At 73.9% G+C, this 22,548-nt stretch carries 19 protein-coding genes; 6 read left to right on the top strand and 13 right to left on the bottom strand.

Going from position 1 to position 22,548, the window contains the following annotated elements:
- The coding region (locus ACJ6WD_RS38815) for a hypothetical protein (RefSeq protein ID WP_407617597.1) at positions 1–274 on the top strand (274 nt) is incomplete at its 5' end.
- A 149-nt stretch (positions 275–423) separates the two neighbouring features.
- On the opposite strand, the gene ACJ6WD_RS38810 is transcribed toward ACJ6WD_RS38815, so the two are convergent.
- Complete coding sequence (locus ACJ6WD_RS38810) at positions 424–1,431, bottom strand: stage II sporulation protein M (RefSeq protein ID WP_233661780.1); 1,008 nt, start codon at positions 1,429–1,431, stop codon at positions 424–426.
- Positions 1,432–1,599: 168 nt separating this feature from the next.
- Between ACJ6WD_RS38810 and ACJ6WD_RS38805 the strand changes: the two genes are divergently transcribed.
- Complete coding sequence (locus tag ACJ6WD_RS38805; protein ID WP_407617596.1) at positions 1,600–2,664, top strand: RDD family protein; 1,065 nt, start codon at positions 1,600–1,602, stop codon at positions 2,662–2,664.
- Positions 2,665–2,697: 33 nt separating this feature from the next.
- Here the strand turns inward: ACJ6WD_RS38805 and ACJ6WD_RS38800 are convergent, their stop codons facing one another.
- From ACJ6WD_RS38800 to ACJ6WD_RS38765, 8 genes are all read right to left on the bottom strand, one after another.
- The gene (locus ACJ6WD_RS38800) at positions 2,698–3,312 is read right to left on the bottom strand and encodes a hypothetical protein (RefSeq protein ID WP_233661782.1); all 615 of its coding nucleotides are present in this window, start codon (positions 3,310–3,312) and stop codon (positions 2,698–2,700) included.
- Positions 3,313–3,450: 138 nt separating this feature from the next.
- Positions 3,451–4,908 carry an adenosylhomocysteinase gene (ahcY, locus tag ACJ6WD_RS38795; RefSeq protein WP_233661783.1) on the bottom strand — a complete coding sequence of 486 codons (1,458 nt, stop codon included), beginning with the start codon at positions 4,906–4,908 and terminating at the stop codon, positions 3,451–3,453.
- A gap of 378 nt (positions 4,909–5,286) precedes the next feature.
- The gene (locus tag ACJ6WD_RS38790; protein WP_331249532.1) at positions 5,287–6,231 is read right to left on the bottom strand and encodes a cation diffusion facilitator family transporter; all 945 of its coding nucleotides are present in this window, start codon (positions 6,229–6,231) and stop codon (positions 5,287–5,289) included.
- A gap of 116 nt (positions 6,232–6,347) precedes the next feature.
- The gene (gene manA, locus ACJ6WD_RS38785) at positions 6,348–7,550 is read right to left on the bottom strand and encodes a mannose-6-phosphate isomerase, class I (RefSeq protein WP_038519787.1); all 1,203 of its coding nucleotides are present in this window, start codon (positions 7,548–7,550) and stop codon (positions 6,348–6,350) included.
- Positions 7,551–7,623: 73 nt separating this feature from the next.
- On the bottom strand, positions 7,624–8,760 hold the full coding sequence (locus tag ACJ6WD_RS38780; protein WP_331249533.1) for an SIS domain-containing protein: 1,137 nt from the start codon (positions 8,758–8,760) through the stop codon (positions 7,624–7,626).
- A 43-nt stretch (positions 8,761–8,803) separates the two neighbouring features.
- Positions 8,804–8,986, bottom strand: coding sequence for a Trm112 family protein (locus tag ACJ6WD_RS38775; protein WP_016573075.1), 183 nt, complete (start codon positions 8,984–8,986; stop codon positions 8,804–8,806).
- A 128-nt stretch (positions 8,987–9,114) separates the two neighbouring features.
- Positions 9,115–10,473 carry a phosphomannomutase/phosphoglucomutase gene (locus ACJ6WD_RS38770; protein WP_038519790.1) on the bottom strand — a complete coding sequence of 453 codons (1,359 nt, stop codon included), beginning with the start codon at positions 10,471–10,473 and terminating at the stop codon, positions 9,115–9,117.
- A 103-nt stretch (positions 10,474–10,576) separates the two neighbouring features.
- Positions 10,577–11,023: a DUF3499 domain-containing protein gene (locus ACJ6WD_RS38765; RefSeq protein WP_078486929.1), complete on the bottom strand. Its 447-nt coding sequence runs from the start codon at positions 11,021–11,023 to the stop codon at positions 10,577–10,579.
- A gap of 268 nt (positions 11,024–11,291) precedes the next feature.
- Here ACJ6WD_RS38765 and ACJ6WD_RS38760 point away from each other — a divergent pair, with 268 nt between their 5' ends.
- Complete coding sequence (locus ACJ6WD_RS38760; RefSeq protein ID WP_407617595.1) at positions 11,292–11,750, top strand: metallopeptidase family protein; 459 nt, start codon at positions 11,292–11,294, stop codon at positions 11,748–11,750.
- 49 nt (positions 11,751–11,799) lie between these two features.
- On the opposite strand, the gene ACJ6WD_RS38755 is transcribed toward ACJ6WD_RS38760, so the two are convergent.
- The 3 genes from ACJ6WD_RS38755 to ACJ6WD_RS38745 form a co-directional block, all read right to left on the bottom strand.
- Positions 11,800–13,404, bottom strand: coding sequence for a DUF5719 family protein (locus ACJ6WD_RS38755; protein ID WP_407617594.1), 1,605 nt, complete (start codon positions 13,402–13,404; stop codon positions 11,800–11,802).
- On the bottom strand, positions 13,401–17,285 hold the full coding sequence (locus tag ACJ6WD_RS38750; RefSeq protein ID WP_407617593.1) for a glycosyltransferase: 3,885 nt from the start codon (positions 17,283–17,285) through the stop codon (positions 13,401–13,403). Before ACJ6WD_RS38750 ends, ACJ6WD_RS38755 begins: the two co-directional genes overlap by 4 nt.
- Before the next feature lie 320 nt (positions 17,286–17,605).
- Positions 17,606–17,869: a WhiB family transcriptional regulator gene (locus tag ACJ6WD_RS38745; protein WP_003983763.1), complete on the bottom strand. Its 264-nt coding sequence runs from the start codon at positions 17,867–17,869 to the stop codon at positions 17,606–17,608.
- A gap of 694 nt (positions 17,870–18,563) precedes the next feature.
- Here ACJ6WD_RS38745 and ACJ6WD_RS38740 point away from each other — a divergent pair.
- From ACJ6WD_RS38740 to ACJ6WD_RS38730, 3 genes are all read left to right on the top strand, one after another.
- On the top strand, positions 18,564–19,094 hold the full coding sequence (locus ACJ6WD_RS38740) for a cysteine dioxygenase family protein (RefSeq protein WP_233661788.1): 531 nt from the start codon (positions 18,564–18,566) through the stop codon (positions 19,092–19,094).
- A gap of 116 nt (positions 19,095–19,210) precedes the next feature.
- Positions 19,211–20,200: a 2-phospho-L-lactate transferase gene (gene cofD / locus ACJ6WD_RS38735; protein WP_233661789.1), complete on the top strand. Its 990-nt coding sequence runs from the start codon at positions 19,211–19,213 to the stop codon at positions 20,198–20,200.
- The gene (locus tag ACJ6WD_RS38730; protein ID WP_407617592.1) at positions 20,197–21,579 is read left to right on the top strand and encodes a coenzyme F420-0:L-glutamate ligase; all 1,383 of its coding nucleotides are present in this window, start codon (positions 20,197–20,199) and stop codon (positions 21,577–21,579) included. Before cofD ends, ACJ6WD_RS38730 begins: the two co-directional genes overlap by 4 nt.
- Before the next feature lie 39 nt (positions 21,580–21,618).
- Here the strand turns inward: ACJ6WD_RS38730 and ACJ6WD_RS38725 are convergent, their stop codons facing one another.
- Positions 21,619–22,524, bottom strand: coding sequence for a DNA-3-methyladenine glycosylase (locus ACJ6WD_RS38725; protein ID WP_233661791.1), 906 nt, complete (start codon positions 22,522–22,524; stop codon positions 21,619–21,621).
- Positions 22,525–22,548: the final 24 nt, after the last annotated feature.

Here is a 22,548-nt window from a genome sequence, read left to right as displayed (position 1 = left end):
CGGCTTTCTCGCGGTTCCAACCTTACCAGATCCGTTTCCGTCTCTGGCCCCCTGCTGGAGCGGGGTCCGGCCGATTCGCTTTCGCTTCTCGACCTTTCCGACTTTATCAGATCTTCTTTCCGTTCCAGACCGCGAGGCGGTTGGTGCGAATTTCGTTCTGAATTACCCGTCAGAGGGGCTTGTCTTTCGACTTTTCCGACTTTATCAGAAGGCATTCGATCGAAATGATCGGGTGGCGCTTCTGGTAAATGATCGACGCGCTCGGCCGATGTGAAGTGCGGCCGGAGCGGAGGAGAGACTAACTGTCGCGATCGAACCTGTCCAGTTCGTTGCAACCGTTTGAATCTACCTCCCCCTCTGACCCGTGTCAACGGGTTTTTGGGACGGAGAGGAGATTAGCAGGTCAGGAGGGTCGTCCGCACATCACGCGGCGGTGGGGAGCAGAGCGGCGCGGTCGGTGGTGTCGACGTCGCCGGTCTCGCCGGCGCGCACGGCGCGGCCGCCCAGGACGTAGACGTAGATGAGGAACGCCAGCTCGGCGAGGACACCGATGGTGATGCGGGCCCAGGTCGGGAGGCCGGACGGCGTGACGAAGCCTTCGAGGATGCCGGAGACGAAGAGGACGGCAGCCAGGCCGACGGCGACGCCGAGGGCGGTGCGGCCCTCTTCGGCCAGTGCCGTGCGACGGGTGCGGGGGCCCGGGTCGATGACGGTCCAACCCAGGCGCAGGCCGATGCCGGCGGCGACGAAGACGGCGGTCAGTTCGAGGAGGCCGTGCGGGATGAGCAGGCCGAGGAAGGTGTCCAGCCGGCCCGCGGAGGACATCAGGCCCAGGCCCGCGGCCAGGTTCAGCATGTTCTGGAAGAGGACCCACAGGACGGGGAGGCCGAGGAAGGCGCCGAGGACCAGGCAGAGGGCGACGGCCTGGGCGTTGTTCGTCCATACCTGGGCGGCGAAGGCCGCGGCGGGGTGGTTGGAGTAGTACGCCTCGTACTCGCCGCCGGGGCGGGTCATCTCGCGGAGTTGCCGGGGGGCGCCGAGGGTGGACTGCACCTCGGGATGGGCGGCTATCCACCAGGCCATGAGGGCGGCGACGGTCAGGGAGAGCACCGCCGTGGGGATCCACCAGCGGCGCAGGCGGTAGACGGCGGCGGGGAAGGAGGCGGTGAAGAAGCGGGCGGCGTCGCGCCAGGAGGACGGGCGGGCGCCGGTGACCTTGCTGCGGGCGCGGGCCACGAGGGAGGTGAGGCGGCCCGTCAGGGCGGGGTCGGGGGCGCTGGACAGGAGGAGGGAGAGGTGGGTGGTGGTGCGTTGGTAAAGGACGACCAGTTCGTCGGCTTCGGCGCCGGTGAGGCGGCGCTTGCGACGCAGCAGGGATTCCAGGCGGTCCCATTCGGCGCCGTGGGCCGTGACGAAGACATCCAGGTCCATTACGGGGTCGCTCCTCGCAGCGCGGTGGGTGGGTGTCGGGTCAGCTTGGCAGACTGGCCGGGCGCGGGGCCCCGGACCTCAGGGGCAGGGGCACCGTGCGACGAGGCCGCGCGGTGGCGGGCTCGGGAGCAGGGCCACGAGGGAACTGGGTCGAGAGGGAGTGGACGGGTGAGCCAGTTGGTGACGGGGGAAGCGGTGGTGCTGGGGCTGCGGCCGGCCAGGCTGGCGAGCCGGGGCCTGGCGGTGGTCGTGGACCTCGCGGTGGCCTGGGGGACGTACCTCGTGGTGACGCTGGTGATGGTGGGCACGGCGTCCTCGTTGGACGGTGCGGTGCTGGCGGCCATACAGGTGGCCACGTTCGTGCTGGTGCAGGTGGGGATACCGATCGCGGTCGAGACGCTGAGTCACGGGCGGTCGTTGGGGAAGTTGATCTGCGGGTTGCGGGTGGTGCGGGAGGACGGCGGGCCGATCCGGTTCCGGCACGCGCTGGTGCGGGGGGCCATGGGGGCCGTCGAGATCGTGATGACGATGGGGGTGCTGGCGTCGATCGCGTCGATGGTGTCGGCACGGGGGCGGCGGCTGGGTGACGTGTTCGCCGGGACGCTGGTGGTGCGGGAGCGGGTGCCCGAGGCGGAGGGTGGGGGCGTGGTGCTGCCGGCGCCGCCGCCGTGGCTGGCCGGGGAGGTCGCCGGGCTCGATCTGTCGCGGGTGCCGGACGGGTGGTGGTTGGCCGTGCGGCAGTACCTGGGGCGGTTGGGCGAGTTGGACCCGCAGGCGGCCGCGACGATCGCCGGGCGGCTCGCCGGGGACCTGCGGGGGTTCGCGGGGGCCGTGGTGCCGGCGGGGACGGACCCGGTGGTGTATCTGGACGCGGTGGTGCGGGAGCGGCAGGAGCGGGAGTCGCGGCGTGCGTTCGGGGCGAGCGGTGTGCCGGGGGTGCGTCCTGGGGCGGATGTGGCGACGGGCCCGGGGGTCGGGCTGGGGGCCGTTTCGTCAACCGGGCTTGCTGTGGGCGGTGTTGGTGCGGGGGACGTTCCCGCGGGGGTGCCGGAGGAGCGTGCCGGTGGGGCGTGGGTGGCGCCCGGGGGTGCGGTGACGGCCAGGTCGGAAGGCGACGGTGGTGCGTCGGGCGGCGGGGTGGCGTGGCCGGCGGCGGAAGTGCCGGGGGTGTCGGGTGACGGCGGGGGCGGTCGGGCGCCGCGGAGTGGCACCGGGTTCGCGCCGCCCGTGTGAGAGGGGACCCGGGGGCGGCGTACCGGGGCGGCGTCAGCTGAAGGTCGAGGGCGGTGTGTCGAGGGATTCGAGTTCGATGCCGGGGGCGGCGAGGACGACGTCGCCGGCGAGGTGGACGGCGTGCTGTTCGCCGGTTTCGAGGTCGGTGACCTGGTACGCGTCGGCGATGAGCGGGGCGATGTCAGTGGCGTGTGGTGTGCTGGAGAGCAGTGCCCAGGACTGGTCGAGGGTGCGGGGGGCGAGGACGGGGGGCGTGAAGGCGACGAGGCGCACGCGGGTGGCGCCGGCGCCCTGGGCGGGGCGCAGCAGCCGGGCGGTGGCGACGAGGAAGGCCGGGGAGGCGCCGGTGAAGGCGTGGGCGGGGACGTTGCCCTCGGTGGCGTGGGCGCCGGTGGGGTCGGTGCGCACCCAGGTGACGCCGTCCAGGGCGGCGCCGCGGACCTGCCAGGCGGAGGCGTGGAGTTCGAGGCGGATCGGGCGGCCGAGTTCGTCGAGGGTGAGGTCGACGGATCCGGTGTGCTCGCCGGCGGTGTTGAGGGTCTGGGAGACGTAGCGCCAGCCGGAGGGGCCGGTGGCGCAGTGGAAGTGCTCCTCGCCGAGGGGGGTGTGGTCGTGCGGGTCGTACAGCGAGTAGTGGCCGCGGGGCATGGGGGTGCAGTCCTTGCGAGGGGCGGGTGGTTCCGGGGGTTCTGCGGGCCAGGCCCCCGCCGGGAGGGCGAGGGCCTGGTGCCAGCGTCTGCTGGAGGGGTGCCGGTCGCCGGCCCGTGGGTGGGCCGGCGGTAGCGGTCAGTAGCGGTAGTGGTCGGGCTTGTACGGGCCCTCGACCTTGACGCCGATGTAGTCGGCCTGCTCCTTGCGCAGGGTGGTGAGCTTGACGCCCAGCGCGTCCAGGTGGAGCCGGGCGACCTTCTCGTCCAGGTGCTTGGGCAGGACGTAGACGTCGGTCGGGTACTGCTCGGGCTTGGTGAACAGCTCCAGCTGCGCCAGCGTCTGGTCCGCGAACGAGTTCGACATCACGAACGACGGGTGGCCGGTGGCGTTGCCCAGGTTCAGCAGGCGGCCCTCGGACAGCACGATCAACACCTTGCCGTCCGGGTGGGTCCAGGTGTGGACCTGCGGCTTGACCTCGTCCTTGACGATACCCGGCAGCTTCGCCAGACCCGCCATGTCGATCTCGTTGTCGAAGTGACCGATGTTGCCGACGATCGCCTGGTGCTTCATCCGCGCCATGTCCGAGGCAAGGATGATGTCCTTGTTACCGGTCGTGGTGACGAAGATGTCGGCCGTCTCGACGACCTCGTCCAGCGTCGCGACCTGGTAACCGTCCATCGCCGCCTGCAGCGCACAGATCGGGTCGATCTCGGTGATGATCACGCGCGCGCCCTGGCCGCGCAGCGACTCCGCACAGCCCTTGCCGACGTCGCCGTAACCGCAGACCACGGCCGTCTTGCCACCGATCAGGACATCGGTGGCGCGGTTGATGCCGTCGATGAGGGAGTGCCGGCAGCCGTACTTGTTGTCGAACTTCGACTTGGTCACCGCGTCATTGACGTTGATCGCCGGGAAGAGCAGCACGCCGTCACGCTGCATCTCGTACAGACGGTGGACACCGGTGGTGGTCTCCTCCGTCACCCCACGGATCTCCGACGCCAGCCGGGTCCACTTCTGCGGACTGTCCGCGAGGGTGCGGTTGAGGAGCTCCAGGATCGCGTGGTGCTCCTCGTTCTCCGCGGTCTCCACCGCCGGAGCCTTACCCGCCTTCTCGTACTCGACGCCCTTGTGCACCAGCAGGGTGGCGTCACCACCGTCGTCGAGAATCATGTTCGGGCCACCGGTGGAGGTGCCCGGCCAGGTCAGCGCCTGCTCCGTGCACCACCAGTACTCCTGGAGCGTCTCGCCCTTCCAGGCGAAGACCGGCACACCCTGCGGCGCCTCGGGCGTACCGTTCGGACCCACCGCGATCGCCGCGGCCGCATGGTCCTGGGTCGAGAAGATGTTGCAGGACGCCCAGCGCACCTGCGCACCCAGGGCGACCAGCGTCTCGATCAGCACGGCGGTCTGCACGGTCATGTGCAGCGAACCGGTGATCCGCGCGCCCTTCAGGGGCTGCTGCTCGGCGTACTCCTTGCGGATCGCCATCAGACCGGGCATCTCGTGCTCGGCGAGGGTGATCTCCTTGCGGCCGAAGGCGGCGAGGGAAAGGTCAGCGACCTTGAAGTCCTGGCCGGTGGCTGCTGTCGTCATTCGGGCTGCTCCTCGGATGTCGAGGTCGGTCGGGCATTCGGGCAGTCTGCGGCGCGGGCTGGGGTTCCCAGTGGTGACGGGGTGCACGTGAGCCTACGTGGAGGCGGGTACACCTCTCCCCTTGCCGCAGCGCAGTCCGTCGGAGGCCCTCTCTCCCTCGGCCGGTCCCGCGGTGCGGGCCGACCGACCGCCATCAGCAGCGACGTCTGGCACTGCCCTCGAATTTACACCGATCGGCTCCGCTGCCCCAGACCGCATCGGTTCGATCGTTGGCTTGTTCCGTGCGGTGCGGGGGTGTGGGGGTGGGGTGGTCGGGTGCGGTGGCATGCGTGAGGCCCCGCCTCCCGGGGGTGGCGGGGCCTCGTGGCGCGTGGGGTGTCAGGTGTTGCTGGGGGGCTGGGCCGTGGCGGCCTTCTCGTCGTAGATGTCGGGTTCGAGGTAGATGACGCGGGCGATCGGGACGGCTTCGCGGATGCGGGCCTCGGCGGCGTCGATGGCGCGGGCGACCTCGGCGGCGGTGTCGTCGTGCTGGACGGCGATCTTGGCGGCGACGAGGAGTTCCTCGGGGCCGAGGTGGAGGGTGCGCATGTGGATGACGCGGGTGACGACGTCGCCGTCGACGAGGGCGGCGCGGATCTTGGCGACCTGGTCGGGGCCGGCCGCCTCGCCGAGCAGCAGGGACTTGGTCTCGGCGGCGAGGACCAGTGCGATCAGCACGAGCAGCGTGCCGATGCACATGGTGCCGATGCCGTCCCAGACGCTGTTGTCGGTGGCGAGGGTGAGGCCGACGCCGCAGAGGGCGAGGACGAGGCCGATCAGTGCGCCGAAGTCCTCCAGCAGGACGACGGGGAGTTCGGGGGCCTTGGCGCGGCGGATGAACTGGGCCCAGCTCTGCTGGCCGCGCAGTTCGTTGGACTCCTTGATCGCGGTGCGGAAGGAGATGCCCTCGGCGATGACGGCGAAGAGCAGGACGCCGACCGGCCAGTACCAGTTGTCCAGGGGGTGCGGGTGCTGGATCTTCTCGTAGCCCTCGTAGAGCGCGAAGACGCCGCCGATGGTGAACAGGACGATGGAGACGAGGAAGCCGTAGATGTAGCGCTCGCGACCGTAGCCGAAGGGGTGTTCGGCGGTGGCGGCGCGCTTGGCCCGCTTCCCGCCGAGCAGCAGCAGGCCCTGGTTGCCGGAGTCCGCGAGGGAGTGGACGCCTTCGGCCAGCATCGAGGACGAGCCGCTGAAGGCGAAGGCGACGAACTTGGCCACGGCGATCGCCAGGTTGGCGCCCAGCGCCGCCACGATCGCCTTGGTACCGCCGGATGCGCTCATGAGTGCGCCATGTCCCTTCCGTAGACCGGGCTTTACCGCCCCTTTAATGCAGTGCGGCGGTCATTGTTGCAGCCCGGTCTGCGGGCGGTGCGGGGAGGCCGGATGCCGGACGGGCGTCAGGCGACGACGGTGGCGCGGAAGACGGTGCCGTCGCCGGCGAGGGTGAGGCGTTCGCCGGCGGGCGCGAAGACGGCGGTGCCGGGGGTGAGGGTGAGGTCGCGGGTGGTGCCGCGGTCGCTGGTCAGGCGGACGGCGCCGGCGGTGCACAGGAGGATCTGCGGGGTGCGGGCGGCGAGCGGGCGGGGGGTGGCGCCGGGGGCCAGGACGAAGCGGGAGAGGCGGAACTCGTCGATGGGGGTGTCGTAGACCTCTTCGCCGTCGACGTCCTCGGGGCGCAGTACGCCGGCGTCGCGGGGGGTGAAGCGGACCACGCGCAGGAGTTCGGGGACGTCGACGTGCTTGGGGGTGAGGCCGCAGCGGAGCACGTTGTCGGAGTTGGCCATCAGTTCGACGCCGAGGCCGCTGAGGTAGGCGTGCGGGATGCCGGCGCCGAGGAAGAGTGCTTCGCCGGGTTGGAGCCGGACGTGGTTGAGGAGTGCGGCGGCGAGGACGCCGCGGTCGCCCGGGTAGTGGTGGGCGATGGCGGCGAGGGCGGCGTAGGCGTCGGCGTGCGGGCCGCCCTTGGGGGCGAGTTGGGCGGCGGCGGTGGCGGTGCGTTCGACGGTTTCGGCGAGGGCCTGGGGTTCGGCGCCGAGGACGGCGGTGAGCACCTCGCGCAGGGCGGATTCCTCGGGGCTGGCGCGCAGGACGTCGACGTACGGCTTGAGGTCGTCGACGTCGAGGCCGGCCAGGAGGTCGGCGGCCTGGTCGGGGTGGCGGAAGCCGCAGAGGCCGTCGAAGGGGGTGAGGGCGCAGAGGAGTTCGGGCTTGTGGTTGGCGTCCTTGTAGTTGCGGTGCGGGGCGTCGAGGGGGATGCCGCGGGCCTCCTCGTCGGCGAAGCCGGCGGCGGCCTGGGTGCGGTCGGGGTGGACCTGGAGGGAGAGCGGGGCGCCGGCCGCGAGGATCTTGAAGAGGAAGGGCAGTCGGGGGCCGAAGGCGCGGACGGCGGCGGCGCCCAGTTCGCCCTCGGGGTCGGCGGCTATCACGTCGGCGAGGGAGACCGGGCCGGCGCCGCGGTCGAGGCGGGAGGGGGCGCCGGGGTGGGCGCCGAGCCACATCTCGGCCTGCGGTTGGCCGGTGGGCGGGACGTCGAGGAGGTCGGGGAGGGCGGTGGTGGAGCCCCAGGCGTAGGGGCGCACGGTGTTGACGAGGCGGTCCATGGGACGGCTGCTTCCTGACGTGGCGTGGGTGGTCCGGTGGGGCGCGGGGCGGTGGGCTCCCCCGGAGCCATGATCACTCGGTGCCGGCGAGCGCCAGGTAAACGGCACCGAAATCGGCGATGGCGAGGAGTTCCGCGGCGCGTTCCAGCTCGCTGCCGGCGGTCGGTTCCAGTTCGCTGAGGGGGGTGTCGCGTTCGTCGGCGAGCTGCTGGGCGGCGCGGGTCGCGGAGAGCGGGCCGGCCTCGGCTTCGCGGAACAGGACGATCCGGGCGTGCAGGGCGGCCGGCTGGTCGACGCGGTCGCGGAAGAAGTCGTCCGGGTCGGCGCCGGCGGCGAGGGCGCCGGCGAGCAGGGCGCGGTGGGTGGTGAGCGCCTCGGGGAGGTCGGCGGCGAGCGCGGGGCGGCCGGCGAGTCCGGCGAGCTCGGTGGCGAAGTGGCGGCCGACCGCGCCGGCGACCAGTCCCTCGGTCCAGATCAGCGGGAGCGCGTCGGCGAGGTCGGCGGCGAGGGTCTTGCCGGGGTTGGTGTAGGTGGGGATGGCCGGACCGCAGCGTTCGGCGACCTGGTCGAGGCGGTCGGCGAGCTTGCTGACGGCGTCCGCGGGGGCGCTGATCAGGCCGATCCGGTCGGCGAGCACGAGCAGCGGGATGAGGACGGACCACAGGGTGCCGGGGGCCGCGGGCGGGGCGCCCTCGACGTCGAACTCGGCGTCGTAGGCGGTGGTGGCCAGGGGGACGGCGAGGCCGCGGGCCTGGACGACGGCTTCCGCGAGCGGGCCGCCGGCGGGGGTGACGGCGACGACCGCGCAGCCGCGGCGGTAGGACTGCTCGACGAGTTCGGCGAGGCCGGGGTCGGCGGCGTCGGGGCCGGCGACGAGGAGGAGGTCGAGGGGGCCGGCCCAGCCGGGCAGGATCCAGCGGAGGGCGCCGGGCACGGGGGCCACGCCGGTGGGCTGGATGAGGCTGACCGGGCAGCTGCCGCCGCTGAGGGCGCGCAGCAGGTCGGCGACGCCGGCGGCGGCCGGGCCGGGGCCGGCGACCAGGACGGCGCGCGGTCGCCCGTCGGGGGTCAGCTCGGGGATGCCGGATTCGGCGGCGCTGCGGGCGGCGGTGCGGACCCGGGCGCCGGATTCGGCGACGCCGCGCAGCAGGCCGAAGCGATCGGCGCCGGCCAGCGCCTCGGGTGCGTCGAGCAGTGACTCGTCGAGCATGGTGGCGCGGCCTCCGATCGCCGGTGGGCGGGGTGCTGCCGGGTCAGGCCGGGCGGCGGGCTTCGTCGACGAGGAGGACCGGAATGCCGTCCTGGACGGGGTAGGCGAGGCCGCAGTCGGCGGAGGTGCAGATCAGCTCGGCGGGGTCGGCCGCGGTGCGGTCCTCCAGCGGGGCGTGGCAGGCCGGGCAGGCGAGGATCTGGATCAGGCTGGCTTCGACCGGCATCGGGGTGCTCCTTCGGCGTGGTTGCGGCGTGGCCAGCGTACCGCCGGTGTGGGGGGCGGGGCCTGCCCGGAGGGGGTTTCGGCAGGTGGGAGGACCGGTTTGGGCGGCCCTCCCACCGGGGCGGCGGGTCAGCCGCGGATGATGCCCAGGGCCTCGTCGCGGATGCGGTCGACGGTGGCCCGGTCGCGGGCCTCGGCGTTGAGGCGGAGCAGCGGCTCGGTGTTGGAGGGGCGGACGTTGAACCACCAGTCGGCGGCGGTGACGGTCAGGCCGTCGAGGTCGTCGAGGGTGATGCCGTCGCGGCCTTCGTAGGCGGCCTTGATGGCGGCGAGCCGGCCGGCCTGGTCGTCGACGGTGCTGTTGATCTCGCCGGAGGCGGCGTAGCGGTCGTACTGGGCGACCAGCTGGGACAGCGGGCCGTCCTGGCTGCCGAGGGCCGCCAGGACGTGCATCGCGGCGAGCATGCCGGTGTCGGCGTTCCAGAAGTCGCGGAAGTAGTAGTGCGCGGAGTGCTCGCCGCCGAAGATGGCGCCGGTGCGGGCCATCTCGGCCTTGATGAAGGAGTGGCCGACGCGGGTGCGGACGGGGGCGCCGCCGTGCTCCTTGACGACCTCCGGGACGGACCAGGAGGTGATGCAGTTGTGGATGACCGTGCCGCCGGGGTGCTTGGCCAGCTCGCGGGCGGCGACCAGGGCGGTGATCGCGGACGGGGAGACCGGGTCGCCGTTCTCGTCGACGACGAAGCAGCGGTCGGCGTCGCCGTCGAAGGCGAGGCCGAGGTCGGCGCCGACGGCGCGGACCCGGGCTTGCAGGTCGGTGATGTTCTTCGGGTCGAGCGGGTTGGCCTCGTGGTTGGGGAAGGAGCCGTCCAGCTCGAAGTAGAGGGCGTCGAGGTCGAGGGGCAGGCCCTCGAAGACGGTGGGGACGGTGTGGCCGCCCATGCCGTTGCCGGCGTCGACGACGACCTTCAGGGGGCGGATCTGCGACAGGTCCACCAGGGAGTGCAGGTGGCCGGCGTAGTCCTTCAGGACGTCGCGTCGGGTGCGGGTGCCGGGGGTGGCGGCCGGCTCGGGGGCGCCGTCGGCGGTCCAGCGCTCGACCAGTGCGCGGATGTCGGCGAGGCCGGTGTCCTGGCCGACCGGGGCGGCGCCGGCCCGGCACAGCTTGATGCCGTTGTACTGGGCCGGGTTGTGCGAGGCGGTGAACATCGCGCCGGGCAGGTCCAGTGCGCCGCTGGCGTAGTAGAGCTCGTCGGTCGAGCACAGCCCGATCTCGGTGACGTCGGCGCCGCGGGCGGTGGCGCCGCGGCCGAAGGCCCCGGACAGGCCCGGCGAGGAGGGCCGCATGTCGTGCCCGATGACGATCGCGTCGGCGCCGGTGACCTCGACGAAGGCCGCGCCGAAGAGTTCGGCCAGGGTCTCGTCCCACTGGTCGGGGACCACGCCGCGCACGTCGTACGCCTTCACGATCTGCGACAGATCAGTCACAGCCAGCCCTTCTGGAGTCGCTACGGGCTGACAAACCTACCCGTACGTTCCGTGCGGGGGCCGTGAACCAGCCGTGAACGGCAGCGGAGCAGGTGGTGGCGGGTCAGGAGTCGGGCGAGCGCAGGATCCGGAGGTGGCCGCGGCGGGCGACCTCCATGGGGTGGCCGTCGCGGCCGGTGGGGGTGGGGGTGTCCGTGCCGCCGGCGGCGCGCTCCTGGGGGCGGGCCGCCTCGCGGACGGCGTTGGCCAGCGCTTCGAGGTCGTCGCCGCTGGGGCGGGCGGGTCCGGGGTCGATGGCGAGGCGGACGACTTCCCAGCCGCGGGGTGCGGTCAGGCGCTCGGAGTGTTCGGCGCACAGGTCGTAGCAGTGCGGCTCGGCGTAGGTGGCGAGCGGTCCGAGCACGGCGGTCGAATCCGCATAGACGTACGTCAGCGTTGCGACGGCGGGGCGGCCGCACGCAGTGCGCGAACAGCGACGTACAGGGCTCACGACGTTGGACGGTACCGCACTCTTGAGCGGGCCGCGACGACTCTCCCTCGGCTCACCCAACCGTGTCGTCCCGCTTCGTCCGATGCGTCTGACCTGCACCCGTCGGCCGGGGCCGCTCGGGGGTGCGGGCGGAGGGGGCACGCGGCGGGCGGCGAGCCGTCCCCAGGTGGTGCAATTCATGTCATTCTGCGTCGTCGCACGGGAAAGAGAGGGCACAAGAGGGAGCCACAAACGAACCGAACCGGGTCCGGTCCGGTCACCCGACGACAAGTGGCGAGTTGTCGCACAACGCCGTACGGCTCGTCCCCGGAGGGCTACGCTCGATCTGATGGACAGCCCCGTACCTCCCCGTCCTGCGGAGCCGCGGCCCCGCCGCCGTGACCGCCACGGCCGTGGCATGCGCGGCCCGATCGCGCCTCCCCAGGTGCCGCTGTCGGTGTCCCGCGCCGACGCGTTCGCGGATCTCGTCTACGACTCCCGGGACCGGCTGGAGCGGCGCTGGTCGCAGCTGGCGCAGGTCGATTTCCTGGTGCTGGAGGTGCCGGGCTTCGGACCGGACGGCCCAATCGATCCGCTCGCGGAGGACGAGGGCGTGCCGCTGGGTCGGGTGCTGTCGGCCGGCGACGGACATCGCGACCGGATCGTGATCTACCGCAGGCCGGTGGAGATCCGGACGAAGAGCCGCGACGAGCGGGCGCTGCTGGTGCACGAGGTCGTCGTCGAGCAGGTCGCCGAGCTGCTCGGGCTGGCGCCGGAGTCGGTGGACCCGCGCTACGGCCAGGAGTGAGCCGGCGGCGCGGGTCCGGGCGGCGGCGCCGCCGCGGCGCCGCCGCCGATCAGCGGGTGAGCAGGGACAGGTCCTGGCCGGCGGTGGGCACCAGCACCGAACCGCGGTCGTCGGGCACCGGCTGGATGGTGAAGGCCGGCAGCCCGCCCTGCGGCAGGGCCAGCATGCGGGCGGCGTAGACCGGACCGCTGCCGGACTGCGGCTCGACGGTCAGCGCGTAGGAGCCCTTCAGGCCGGACGGCAGCGGCGGCTGGACGGCGAGGTCGGTGCCGCCCTTGACCGTGAACGTCTTGGTGACCGGGGAGCCGCCGCCGCTGCCGGCCGACGCGGTGACCTTCACCGTGGCGTCCTTGCCCTTCTCGGGGGCGACCAGGGTCAGGGTGCTGCCCTTGGCCCGGTTGTCGGCGACGGTGCCGCGGGCCTCCACGGGCCGGGTCGCCGGGATGAACGCCATCTCCTGGCTGTCGCCCTTGCCGCGGAGGACCCGCAGCGCCGCGGTGATCGGGGCGGTGGACCCGTCGCCGCTCGGCGTGAGGACCAGCGAGCCGGCCTCGCCCTTGGTGATGTCCTTGAGGTCGACGGTGGTCGTCATCCCGCTCTTGACGTGCAGGGTGTTGAGGCCGGCGGGGGTGATCAGGCCGGTCGGGGTGGCCAGTTGGACCGTGACGTCGGCGTCCGCGTCGCCCGGGGCGACGGCGACCAGCTGGACGTCGGTGGCGTCGGCCGGGATGCCGGGCAGGACGGCGCTCGGGGCCGGGTCGGCGGCCGGCGGGAGCCAGTCGCCGCCGGTCTTGGCGTCGGCGGCCTGGACGGCCGCGCCGATCCGGCCGGAGCGGACGGTGACGTGCAGCGCGGCACCGTCGACGGCGGTGGTGGTGAGGGTGGACAGCAGCACCGGGACGGTGGTGTGCGGCGGCACGGTGATGTCCTCGCCGCCGCCGCTCTCGGTCAACGCGCCGTCCTTGCCGCGCAGTTCGAGGTCGACGACGGCCGGGATCGCGTCGGGGTTGGTCAGGTGCACGTAGTCGGTGCGGCCGGCGGCGGTGCTGACGCCGGGGAACCAGAACTGGGTGTCGGGGGCGGTGCAGGTCAGCCCCTGGAGGCCGCGGCCGGAGCCGGCGGCGACGGCGGTGGTCTGCTGGACGGTCCAACCGGGGGCCAGCAGTCCGTCGGCGGAACCGGTCAGGGCCGGTGCGTCGGGGCTGTCGGTGGCCGCGGTCACCGGCTTGCCGGCCTGCTGCAGGGGCACCACGGGCTTGGTGTCGGCCGGCGGCACGGTCTGCGGCGCGCCGGCGTCCGCGGCGGTGCCCTTGCCCTTGCCGTCCTTGGCGTCCTTGGCGTCCTTGCCGCCCTTGCCGGCGGGGTTGCCGTGGCTGTCGGCGACCGTGCCGGCGGGCTGGAGCTGGGCGGTGCCCTTCTTGGTGTCCGCGCCGGTCGCGGCCCCGGGGGGCGCGAAGGCGGTGTAGGTGGTGTCGGCGACCTCCGACGAACTGGGCGCCGGGCACACCAGCGTGGACCGCTGGACGGGCAGCCGGGTGCCGCTCGCGGGGGCCACGGCCGCCGCACCGCCGCCGGGGGCCGTGAGCGCGGCGACGCCGGTGACGGCGGCCAGCGCGGCGGCCGCGGCGGTCAGGGAGATGATGGTGCGCTTCACTGCTGCTCGCTCCCGTCACGGCGCGGCTCGGGGAAGGCGCCGGGGTACGTCGTGCCGTCGTAGGGCTGCGGGTGCTGGGGGTGCTGGGGATGCTGCTCCGTCCCGGCGTCCGGGTACGGCTGCTGCTGAGCGCCGTAGCCGTACGGGTCGTAGGCGCCCGCCTGGTAGGGGTCGGCCGCGTAGTCGCCGGGCTGGTAGGCGCCGGACTGGTACGGGTCGGCCGGCGGGTAGGGCTGCTGCTGACCGTCGTACTGGCCCTCGTACTGGCCCTCGTACTGACCGCCGTACTGGGCGGCCTGGTACGGGTCGGCGGTCGGGACGTAGGGCTGCTGGTCGGCGGCGGTCGGGTCCGGGGCGGCCGTCCAGTCCTCGTAGGAGGGCTGCGGGGGGACCGCGGCGTACGGGTCGGCGGACGGGACCGGGTCCGGGGCCGGTTCGGCGCCCGGGGGCTCCTCGCCGGGGCCGGCGACCGGCACGCCGTCGACGGTGCCGTCGGCCGCGGCGCCCGGTGCCGTACCGGCCGCCTCGGCCTGGGCGCGCAGCCGGCGGGCCCGGCGGCCCTCCCCCGAGGTCGGTGCGGCGGCGACCGCTGCGGTCTCCTCGGGCAGGTCGTCGTCGACCTCCCGGCGCCGGCCGGGCAGCGCCATCACGACCAGGACGAGGGCGAGCAGGCCCTGGGCCCAGAGCCACAGGGTGTGGCCCAGGGGGTTGTCGTGGGTGAGGTCGAGCCGGCCGCCGTTGGACGGCAGTTGGAAGCCCTGGGCCCAGCCGTCGACGGTGACGGGCTTGAGGGCGGTGCCGTCGAGGGTGGCGTGCCAGCCGTCGTCGGCGGCGTCGGCGATCCGCAGGATCCGGCCGGCGGGGCCGGCGGGCACCTTGGTGGTGTGCGCGTCGACCGGTCCGGCCGGCACCGGGACGGGGACGGCGGCGTCGCCGTTGCCGGTGCCCTCCTTGGTCTGGCCGGGGACGATCGCGATCCGGGAGACGCGCTGGTCGACGCGCCACAGGGCGCTGCCGTCCTCCTGGCTGAGCCGGGTCAGGCCCGGGGTGGCGTCCAGGACGCGGCCCATCTCGCGCGGGGCGCCCTTGCGGACCAGGACGTAGCGGACCGCGTAGGCGCCGAGCCGGTCGGTCTGGTCGGCGCCGGAGCCGGCGACGAGGTGGGCGACGACGCCGTCCAGGCGCTCGTCCGGGCCGGCCTCGGCGGCCAGGTCGGCGTCGCCGAGCTGGGCCCCGGAGCCGCGGACGAGGGAGTAGGAGACGTGCCCGGGGGTGCCGTCGAGGACGAGCGTGCGGGCGCGGTCGGTGGTGGTGGACTCCTCCGCGACGAACGCCGGGACCTGGGTGGCGTCGCGCCGCTGGACGGGGCCGGCCGCACCGGTGACCATCCAGCTGACCGCGGCGTACAGCGGGGCGATCAGGCAGGCCAGCGCGATCAGCACGGCGGCCGGCTGCTTCCAGCCGAAGCCGAGCGCGGTCATCCGGGTGCGGATGCCCTCGGCGCCGATCGCGGCGGCACACAGCAGCGCCAGGCCGTAGACGAGCATGGCCGGGCCGGTCCAGCCGGAGCCGTTGCCGAGCGCCGCGCACAGCAGGCCGGTCAGGGCCACCGCCCAGGCGGTGCGGATCGCGGTCTGCCGCTCGTCGCGCAGGGTCGCGCCGAGCGCGGCCAGCACGATGCCGAGGAGCAGCAGCCCGCCGGCGGCCTTGGGGCCGCCCGGGCTGAGCCCGATGAGGTCGAGGACGGAGGCGGAGCCGGCGCCGTAGTCGAGGCCGGCCTCGCGGAAGAACTGCGCGGGGTGGGTGAGCAGCGACAGCGACCAGGGCGCCAGGACCACCAGCGGGGCGAGCGTCACGGCCAGGAACCGCAGCAGGTACGGCACGAGCGGTCCGCGGCGGCCGCCCTGCTTCGCCGCGCCGTCGGTCGCCCCGTTGGCCTTCGCCGAGCCCAGGAGGCGCAGCACCAGCAGGGCCACGCCGAGCAGTACCGAGATCGGCCAGACGATCGGGGTGAAGGCGGTGGTGACGGTGACCAGCAGGGCGTACGCCCAGGCGGCGCGCCAGCTGGGCCGGGTGCCGGGCGCCAGTCGCAGTCCGCCGGCGGCGACCGCGGCGCGGGCCATCAGCGGCAGCAGGACGGCCAGCACGGCGGTGCCCAGGCGGCCGCCGGCGAGCGCGCCGGTGGCGGCGGGCAGGAAGGCGTAGGCGATGCTGCCCCAGGCCCGCAGCAGTCGGGAGGCGACCAGCGGGCGGGACGCGAAGTAGGCGGTGAGGCCGGCCAGCGGGACCGAGCAGACCAGCAGCAGGGTCAGGGTGAAGCTGGTGCTGCCGAGGAAGATCGTGGAGAACGAGGCCAGCACGGCGAGGTAGGGCGGTGCGGAGGCGGTGTCCCCGACGCCGACCGGATGCCAGCTGTCGACGTAGGACGACCACAGGGCGCCCAGGCCGTCGGGGGCGGGCAGCAGGGCGCCGCCGACCAGTGAGCCGCCGCCGAGGAGTCCCCGGCAGGCGATCAGCGAGACGAGCAGCAGCACGAGGAAGAGCACCGGCGCGGGCCGGCGGGCGATCCGCTTGAGCCGCGCGAACTGCTCGATCTCCAGGAAGTCGGCGTCGTCGCCGCCGGGGCCGGATTCCACGGCGCCGTGCCGGCCGGCGGAGGCCACGTCGGGGGCGGCCCGGCCGGCGAGGTTGCCGGCGACCTGTTCGACGGTGGCCCGGACGGTGGCGCCGGGCGGCGGGAACAGCGGTCGCAGTTCGCTCGCCTCGACCGTCGGCTTCCCCCGGCGGGTGCGCGCGGCGAGGATCTTGCCGGGGCGCAGCAGGGTCCCGAAGAGCCCGGCGAGTTCGTCCAGCGCCTGGCCGGGGACCTTGCCGACGAGGTAGGCGACGACCCGCAGCAGGGTCCCGATCAGCAACCGCAGCAGGGTGTACGGGAGCAGCGCGCCGCGGGTGTTGGCGAGCAGGGCGTAGACGGCGCCGGCCTTGTCGACGCGGTGCGGGTTGGCCACCGAGCGGCCGACGCAGTCGATGGGGCGGCGTTCGCGGGCGGCGGCCTCGGCGTGCCGCAGGACGGCGTCCGGGGCGACGAGGACCTGGTGGCCGGCGGCCTGGGCGCGCCAGCACAGGTCGACGTCGTCGCGCATCAGCGGCAGCCGGCGGTCGAAGCCGCCCAGTTGCTCGTAGACGTCGCGGCGGATGAGCATGCCGGCGGTGGAGACGGACAGCACCGGGCGGACCTGGTCGTGCTGGCCCTGGTCCTGTTCGCGGCGGTCCAGGCCGGTCCAACGGCGACCGCTGCGGGCGATGCTGACGCCGACTTCGAGGAGCTGCCGTCGGTCGTACCAGCTGCGCAGCTTGGGGCCGACGATGGCGGTGGACGGGCTGGCGTCGGCGACCCGCAGGAGTTCGGCGAGCGCGTCGGGGGCCGGCGCGCAGTCGTCGTGCAGCAGCCACAGCCACTGGACCGGTTCCCCGTGCGGGAGTTCCGGCATGTCGTACGCCTCGTCGTGCCAGGTGCGGCTGACCGGGTCCCAGCCGCTGGGGCGGCGCAGGTGGGGCAGGTCGTCGGGGCCGAGGACGGGGGCGGTGCGGACGGCCTCGTCGACGGCGGTGCCGAACCCGGAGCGGCGGGCGAGGTGGAGCACGCGATCGTCGCCGATCGCCTCGGCGAGCAGGCGGGCGGAGTCGTCCGCGCTGCCGGTGTCGGCGCCGATGACGTTCTGGACCGGGCGCTCCTGGCCGAGCAGCCCGGCCAACGCGTCGGGCAGCCAGCGGCCGCCGTCGTGCGAAACGATCACGGCGGTGACGACGTGTCGCGGGAACTCAGGGGTGGCAGCTGCGTACGGGGCGGCCTGGGCCGCCGACTGGCTGTGCACGGACATCGAGGTACGGGCCCTCCGGACCCGGGAGTCCGGGGCCCACGGCGAAGTCGCTGAAAGGCCCCCGCCCCCGGAAGACACTGCGACGGACTACGAGGGACACGCGCACCCCGCGCCGGCGGTGCTGGCGTGTCTCGGACGGGGCCCCACACTAATGGTTCGCGCCGGGACCCCGATCGACTCCGTACACAGCAGACCGCCTCCGGCGGACAGAGCGCTGGAGGCGGTGCGTTCGCTATAGGGGGATATGGGGAGTTGGGTCGGTGCGGTGGCGTGGTCGGCGCAACCGCGGGGTGCTGGTGCGGGGGGCTGGCCTGTCACGGTCAGACGGCGGCCTTCTTGAGCCGGCGGCGCTCGCGCTCGGACAGACCGCCCCAGATGCCGAAGCGTTCGTCGTTGGCGAGGGCGTATTCGAGGCACTCGGACCGGACTTCGCAGGCGAGGCAGACCTTCTTGGCCTCGCGGGTGGAGCCACCCTTCTCCGGGAAGAAGGACTCGGGGTCGGTCTGGGCGCACAGTGCGCGCTCCTGCCAGCCGAGCTCCTCGTCCGCCTCCTCGACCAGCAATTCCTGGAACAGCTCGGTCATGTGCGCCCCTCGTCTGTCTTTACGTCCCCGTGATCAAGCCGTGATCGAATTCGGCTGAACGACACGAGTGAAATTACAAGTGTGCTGATCCGGGCCAGTCAAGCCGAGATCTGCTATTGGGCCTCTTATTCACTCTGCGGAACCAAGCATATGCGGAAAGTGTTCAAATCATCCAAAAACAGGACACTTCCCCGGGCGGGTGACCCGTGGCTCCCTTCTCAACGAGTGAGACGCCAACGAGCGGCCTGCGCGTTGCACCGCGCGCCTCGGAGCGGGCAAGATCACAGCCAGATCACAGGACCGCAACGGCAACCGGAGCGCGATCGCTGACCGCTTCTCCCTGTCACGGACTGCACAAACCTTTCTCCGGACGGAGTAACCGGATGAGGTGAACGCCGTCTCATGCACCGCTGCGCGTTTGACAGCGCACGTCCGCCCCGTGTCTCCTTGACCGCATGCCAGCGACCCCCGCGCACCGACTGACCCGTTCCTACGGGTCGCTCTGCGCCGTGCAGGCTCGCTGTCGCTGTTCCAGCTGTCGCAGCCACTGAGCTCCAGCCTCCCGCGCCCGCACCATCCCGCCGGCGCACCGCTCCGCCGCGATCACCGCGCCGCGTCCCCACAAGGAACGGCCCGGCGCCGTGCCGCACCCCCTGTCGCGCGCCACCCAGCACTTCCGCCGAGGAACCCCGCCATGAACAGCGACGTCCAGATCGCCGGCGACCCGCTCGCCATCCCCCACCTGCTGCCGCCCGTCCCCGCCCACCCCAGCACCGTCGCCGGCTTCGCGGGCCTGGCCCGCTCGATCGCCGCCGACCGCGCCGCCTGGGCCCCGCTGGTCCGCTACGACGCCACCACCCGCTGGTACCACCGGCTGCGCACCGCCCCCGGCTACGAGGTGTGGCTGCTGAGCTGGGTGCCGGGACAGGGCAGCGGACGGCACGACCACGGGCCGTCCTCCGGCGTACTGACCGTCCTGGAAGGCGAGTTGACCGAACACGCGGCGGACGGACCGCGGACCCTGGCGGCCGGTGCGCAGCGGGTCTTCGCGCCCGGCTACGCCCACGAGGTCGTCAACGACGCGCTGGTGCCGGCCGTCAGCCTGCACGTGTACTTCCCCGGTCTGACCGAGATGCCGATGCTCCCGCGGGCGGGCGGACGGAACGCCGTCGCGCAGCACAGCGCGCGGTGCGCGGCGCCGGTCCAGGGGACCCCGGCCTCCTGAGCACCCGCCCCTCGTCGGCCACCACCCCGTATGGATTCGGCCTGCTGCTGACGGTCCGCCCGTAGCCCGACCACCGCCCCTCTTGGAATCGGCCGGCGGCTGACAGACTGACGGGCATGCGCATTGTGGTTCTGGCCGGCGGTATCGGCGGCGCCCGCTTCCTGCGGGGACTGAAGGCAGCGGCTCCGGACGCGGACATCACCGTCATCGGCAACACCGGTGACGACATCCACCTGTTCGGGCTGAAGGTGTGTCCCGACCTCGACACCGTGATGTACACGCTCGGCGGCGGGATCAACGAGGACCAGGGCTGGGGCCGGACGGGCGAGACGTTCCGGGTGAAGGAGGAACTGGCCGCGTACGGCGTCGGGCCGGAGTGGTTCGGGCTGGGCGACCGGGACTTCGCCACCCACATCGTCCGGACCCAGATGCTGGGTGCCGGCTACCCGTTGAGCGCCGTCACCGAGGCGCTGTGCGACCGCTGGCAGCCCGGCGTGCGGCTGCTGCCGATGTCCGACGACCGCGTCGAGACGCACGTGGCCATCGAGGACGAGACCGGCGAGCGCAAGGCCGTGCACTTCCAGGAGTACTGGGTGCGGCTGCGGGCCTCGGTGCCGGCGCTGGCCGTCGTGCCGGTCGGCGCCGAACAGGCCAAGCCGGCCCCCGGCGTGCTGGAGGCCCTCGCCGCGGCCGACGTGATCCTCTTCCCGCCGTCCAACCCGGTCGTCAGCATCGGCACGATCCTGGCCGTGCCCGGCATCCGGGAGGCCGTCGCCGAGGCCGCGGCGCCGGTGGTCGGGCTGTCGCCGATCGTCGGGAACGCCCCGGTGCGCGGCATGGCCGACAAGGTGCTGGAGGCGGTCGGCGTGGAGTCCACCGCGGCGGCGGTGGCCACGTACTACGGCGGAGCGGAGCGACGTCCTGTGGAGGGCGGCGCGGGGCTGCTGGACGGCTGGCTGGTGGACGAGGTGGACGCGGACGCGGTGGCCGACGTCGAGGCGGCGGGCATCCGCTGCCGGGCGGTGCCGCTGATGATGACGGACGTGGACGCCACCGCCGCGATGGCCCGCACGGCGCTGGCGCTCGCCGCGGAGGTGCGGAAGTGACCGGGGCCGCGCAGGCGCCCGGCTACCGGGTGTGGGCGCTGCCGGGGATCCCCGAGGTGCGGCCCGGCGACGACCTCGTCAAGCTCGTCGCGTCCGCGGCGACCGGGCCGGGAGCCCCCCAACTGGCCGACGGTGACGTGGTGCTGGTCACCTCGAAGATCGTCAGCAAGGCCGAGGGCCGGATCATCGAGGCCACCGACCGCGAGGCCGCGATCGACGCCGAGACGGCGCGCGTGGTGGCCCGCCGCGGCACCCTGCGCATCGTTCAGGACCACCGGGGCCTGGTGATGGCCGCGGCCGGCGTGGACGCCTCCAACACGCCCTCCGGCACGATCCTGCTGCTGCCCGAGGACCCGGACGCCTCGGCCCGCGCGCTGCGGGCCGGACTGCGCGAGACGCTCGGCGTGGACGTCGGCGTGATCGTCACCGACACCTTCGGGCGGCCCTGGCGCAGCGGACTGACCGACGTCGCCATCGGGGCGGCCGGGGTGCGGGTCCTGGACGACCTGCGCGGCGGCACCGACGCGTACGGCAATCCGCTGGTCGCCACCGTCGTGGCCACCGCGGACGAACTCGCCGCCGCGGGCGACCTGGTGAAGGGCAAGGCGACCGGGCGGCCGGTGGCGGTGGTGCGGGGTCTGCCGCACGTCGTCCTGCCGGCGGACGCGGAGCCGGCGGCGGATCCCGGGGCCGACTCCGACGCGGACGCGGCCGGCGCGGACCCGGGGGCGCGGGCACTGGTGCGCGACACCGCGGACGACATGTTCCGGCTGGGCACCTCCGAGGCCGTGCGGGAGGCGGTGACGCTGCGGCGCACCGTCCGGGAGTTCACCGACGACCCGGTGGACCCGGGTGCGGTGCGGCGCGCGGTCGCCGCCGCGCTGACCGCGCCGGCACCGCACCACACCGCGCCGTGGCGGTTCGTGCTCCTGGAGTCGGCGGAGTCCCGGACCCGCCTGCTGGACGCGATGCGGGACGCGTGGGTGGCCGATCTGCGCGCGGACGGGAAGTCGGAGGAGTCCATCGCCAAGCGGGTGCGCCGCGGCGACGTGCTGCGCAACGCGCCCTACCTGGCGGTGCCGTGCATGGTGCTCGACGGTGCGCACGCCTACCCCGACGCGCGGCGCGCCGCCGCCGAGCGCGAGATGTTCGTCGTCGCGCACGGCGCCGGCATCCAGAACTTCCTGGTGACGCTGGCCGCCGAGCGGCTGGGGTCGGCGTGGATCTCCTCGACGATGTTCTGCCGGGACGTGGTCCGGGAGGCGCTGGAACTGCCGGCGGACTGGGAGCCGATGGGCGCGGTGGCCATCGGGCGGCCGGCCGCACCGCCGCGGGAACGGCCGGCGCGGCCGGTGGACGACTTCGTCAGCGTCCGCTGAGGACCGCGTCCGTTCCTGCGCCGGGCGGCACCGCCTCGGTCACAGCCGGGCGATGTCGCCCACCGGGAAGCGCGGCGCGCGGCGCGGCGGGACCAGGCCGGAGAGCAGGATGAGCCGGGCCGCGCGGTGCCGCTGGCCCTCGTAGGGCGCCAGCAGTTCCAGCATCTCCTCGTCGGTCGTGCCGCGGCGGCCGGTGAGCGCGTAGCCGATGACGTTCGGCAGGTGCAGGTCGCCGACGGTGATCGCGTCGGGGGCGCCCAGGGCGCGCTGGAGGGTCTCGGCGGCCGTCCAGGGGCCGATGCCCGGGATGGCCGTCAGCCGGCGGGTGGCGGCCGCGAGGTCCATCCGCGCGGCCTCCTCCATACGGGCCGCGACCCGGGCCGCGCGCACGATCGCCGACGACCGCTTGGCGTCGACGCCGGCGCGGTGCCACTCCCAGGACGGGATCAGCGCCCAGCCGCGCGGCTCGGGCATCACCCGCAGCCGGTCCCACGGTCCGGGCGCGGGCGTGCCGTGCCGCTGGAGCAGCAGCCGCCAGGCGCGGTACGCCTCGTCGCTGGTGACCTTCTGCTCCAGGACCGAGGGGATCAGCGACTCCAGGACCAGGCCGGTGCGGGCGAGCCGGACGCCGGGGTGGCGGCGGCGCGCCTCGTGGACGACGCGGTGCCGGGCGGTGAGCGCCGTGGGGTCGTCGTGCTCCCCCAGCAGCTCCGGCAGGTGCTCCAGCAGCCACTCCGCGCCCGGGCCCCAGGCCGTCGCCTCGACGTGGCCGTCGGCCGGGCGGGCGGCCAGGCGCAGGGTGCCGGGGCCGTCGGGCGTGCGGCAGGCGCGCCAGACCTCGTCGCCGCGGACCGCGAACGCCGGGTCGCCGGGACCGCGGCGCAGCACCCCGAGGGTGCGGTGCAGGTCGTACGGGCCGGGCGGGACCCAGGTGCGGGCGGGCATGCCGCCAGGTTAGGCGATCGGGGT

The organism is Streptomyces sp. VTCC 41912 (assembly GCF_045799175.1).
Classification (GTDB): domain Bacteria; phylum Actinomycetota; class Actinomycetes; order Streptomycetales; family Streptomycetaceae; genus Streptomyces; species Streptomyces albulus_C.
This window is presented reverse-complemented; position numbering and strand designations above follow the sequence as displayed.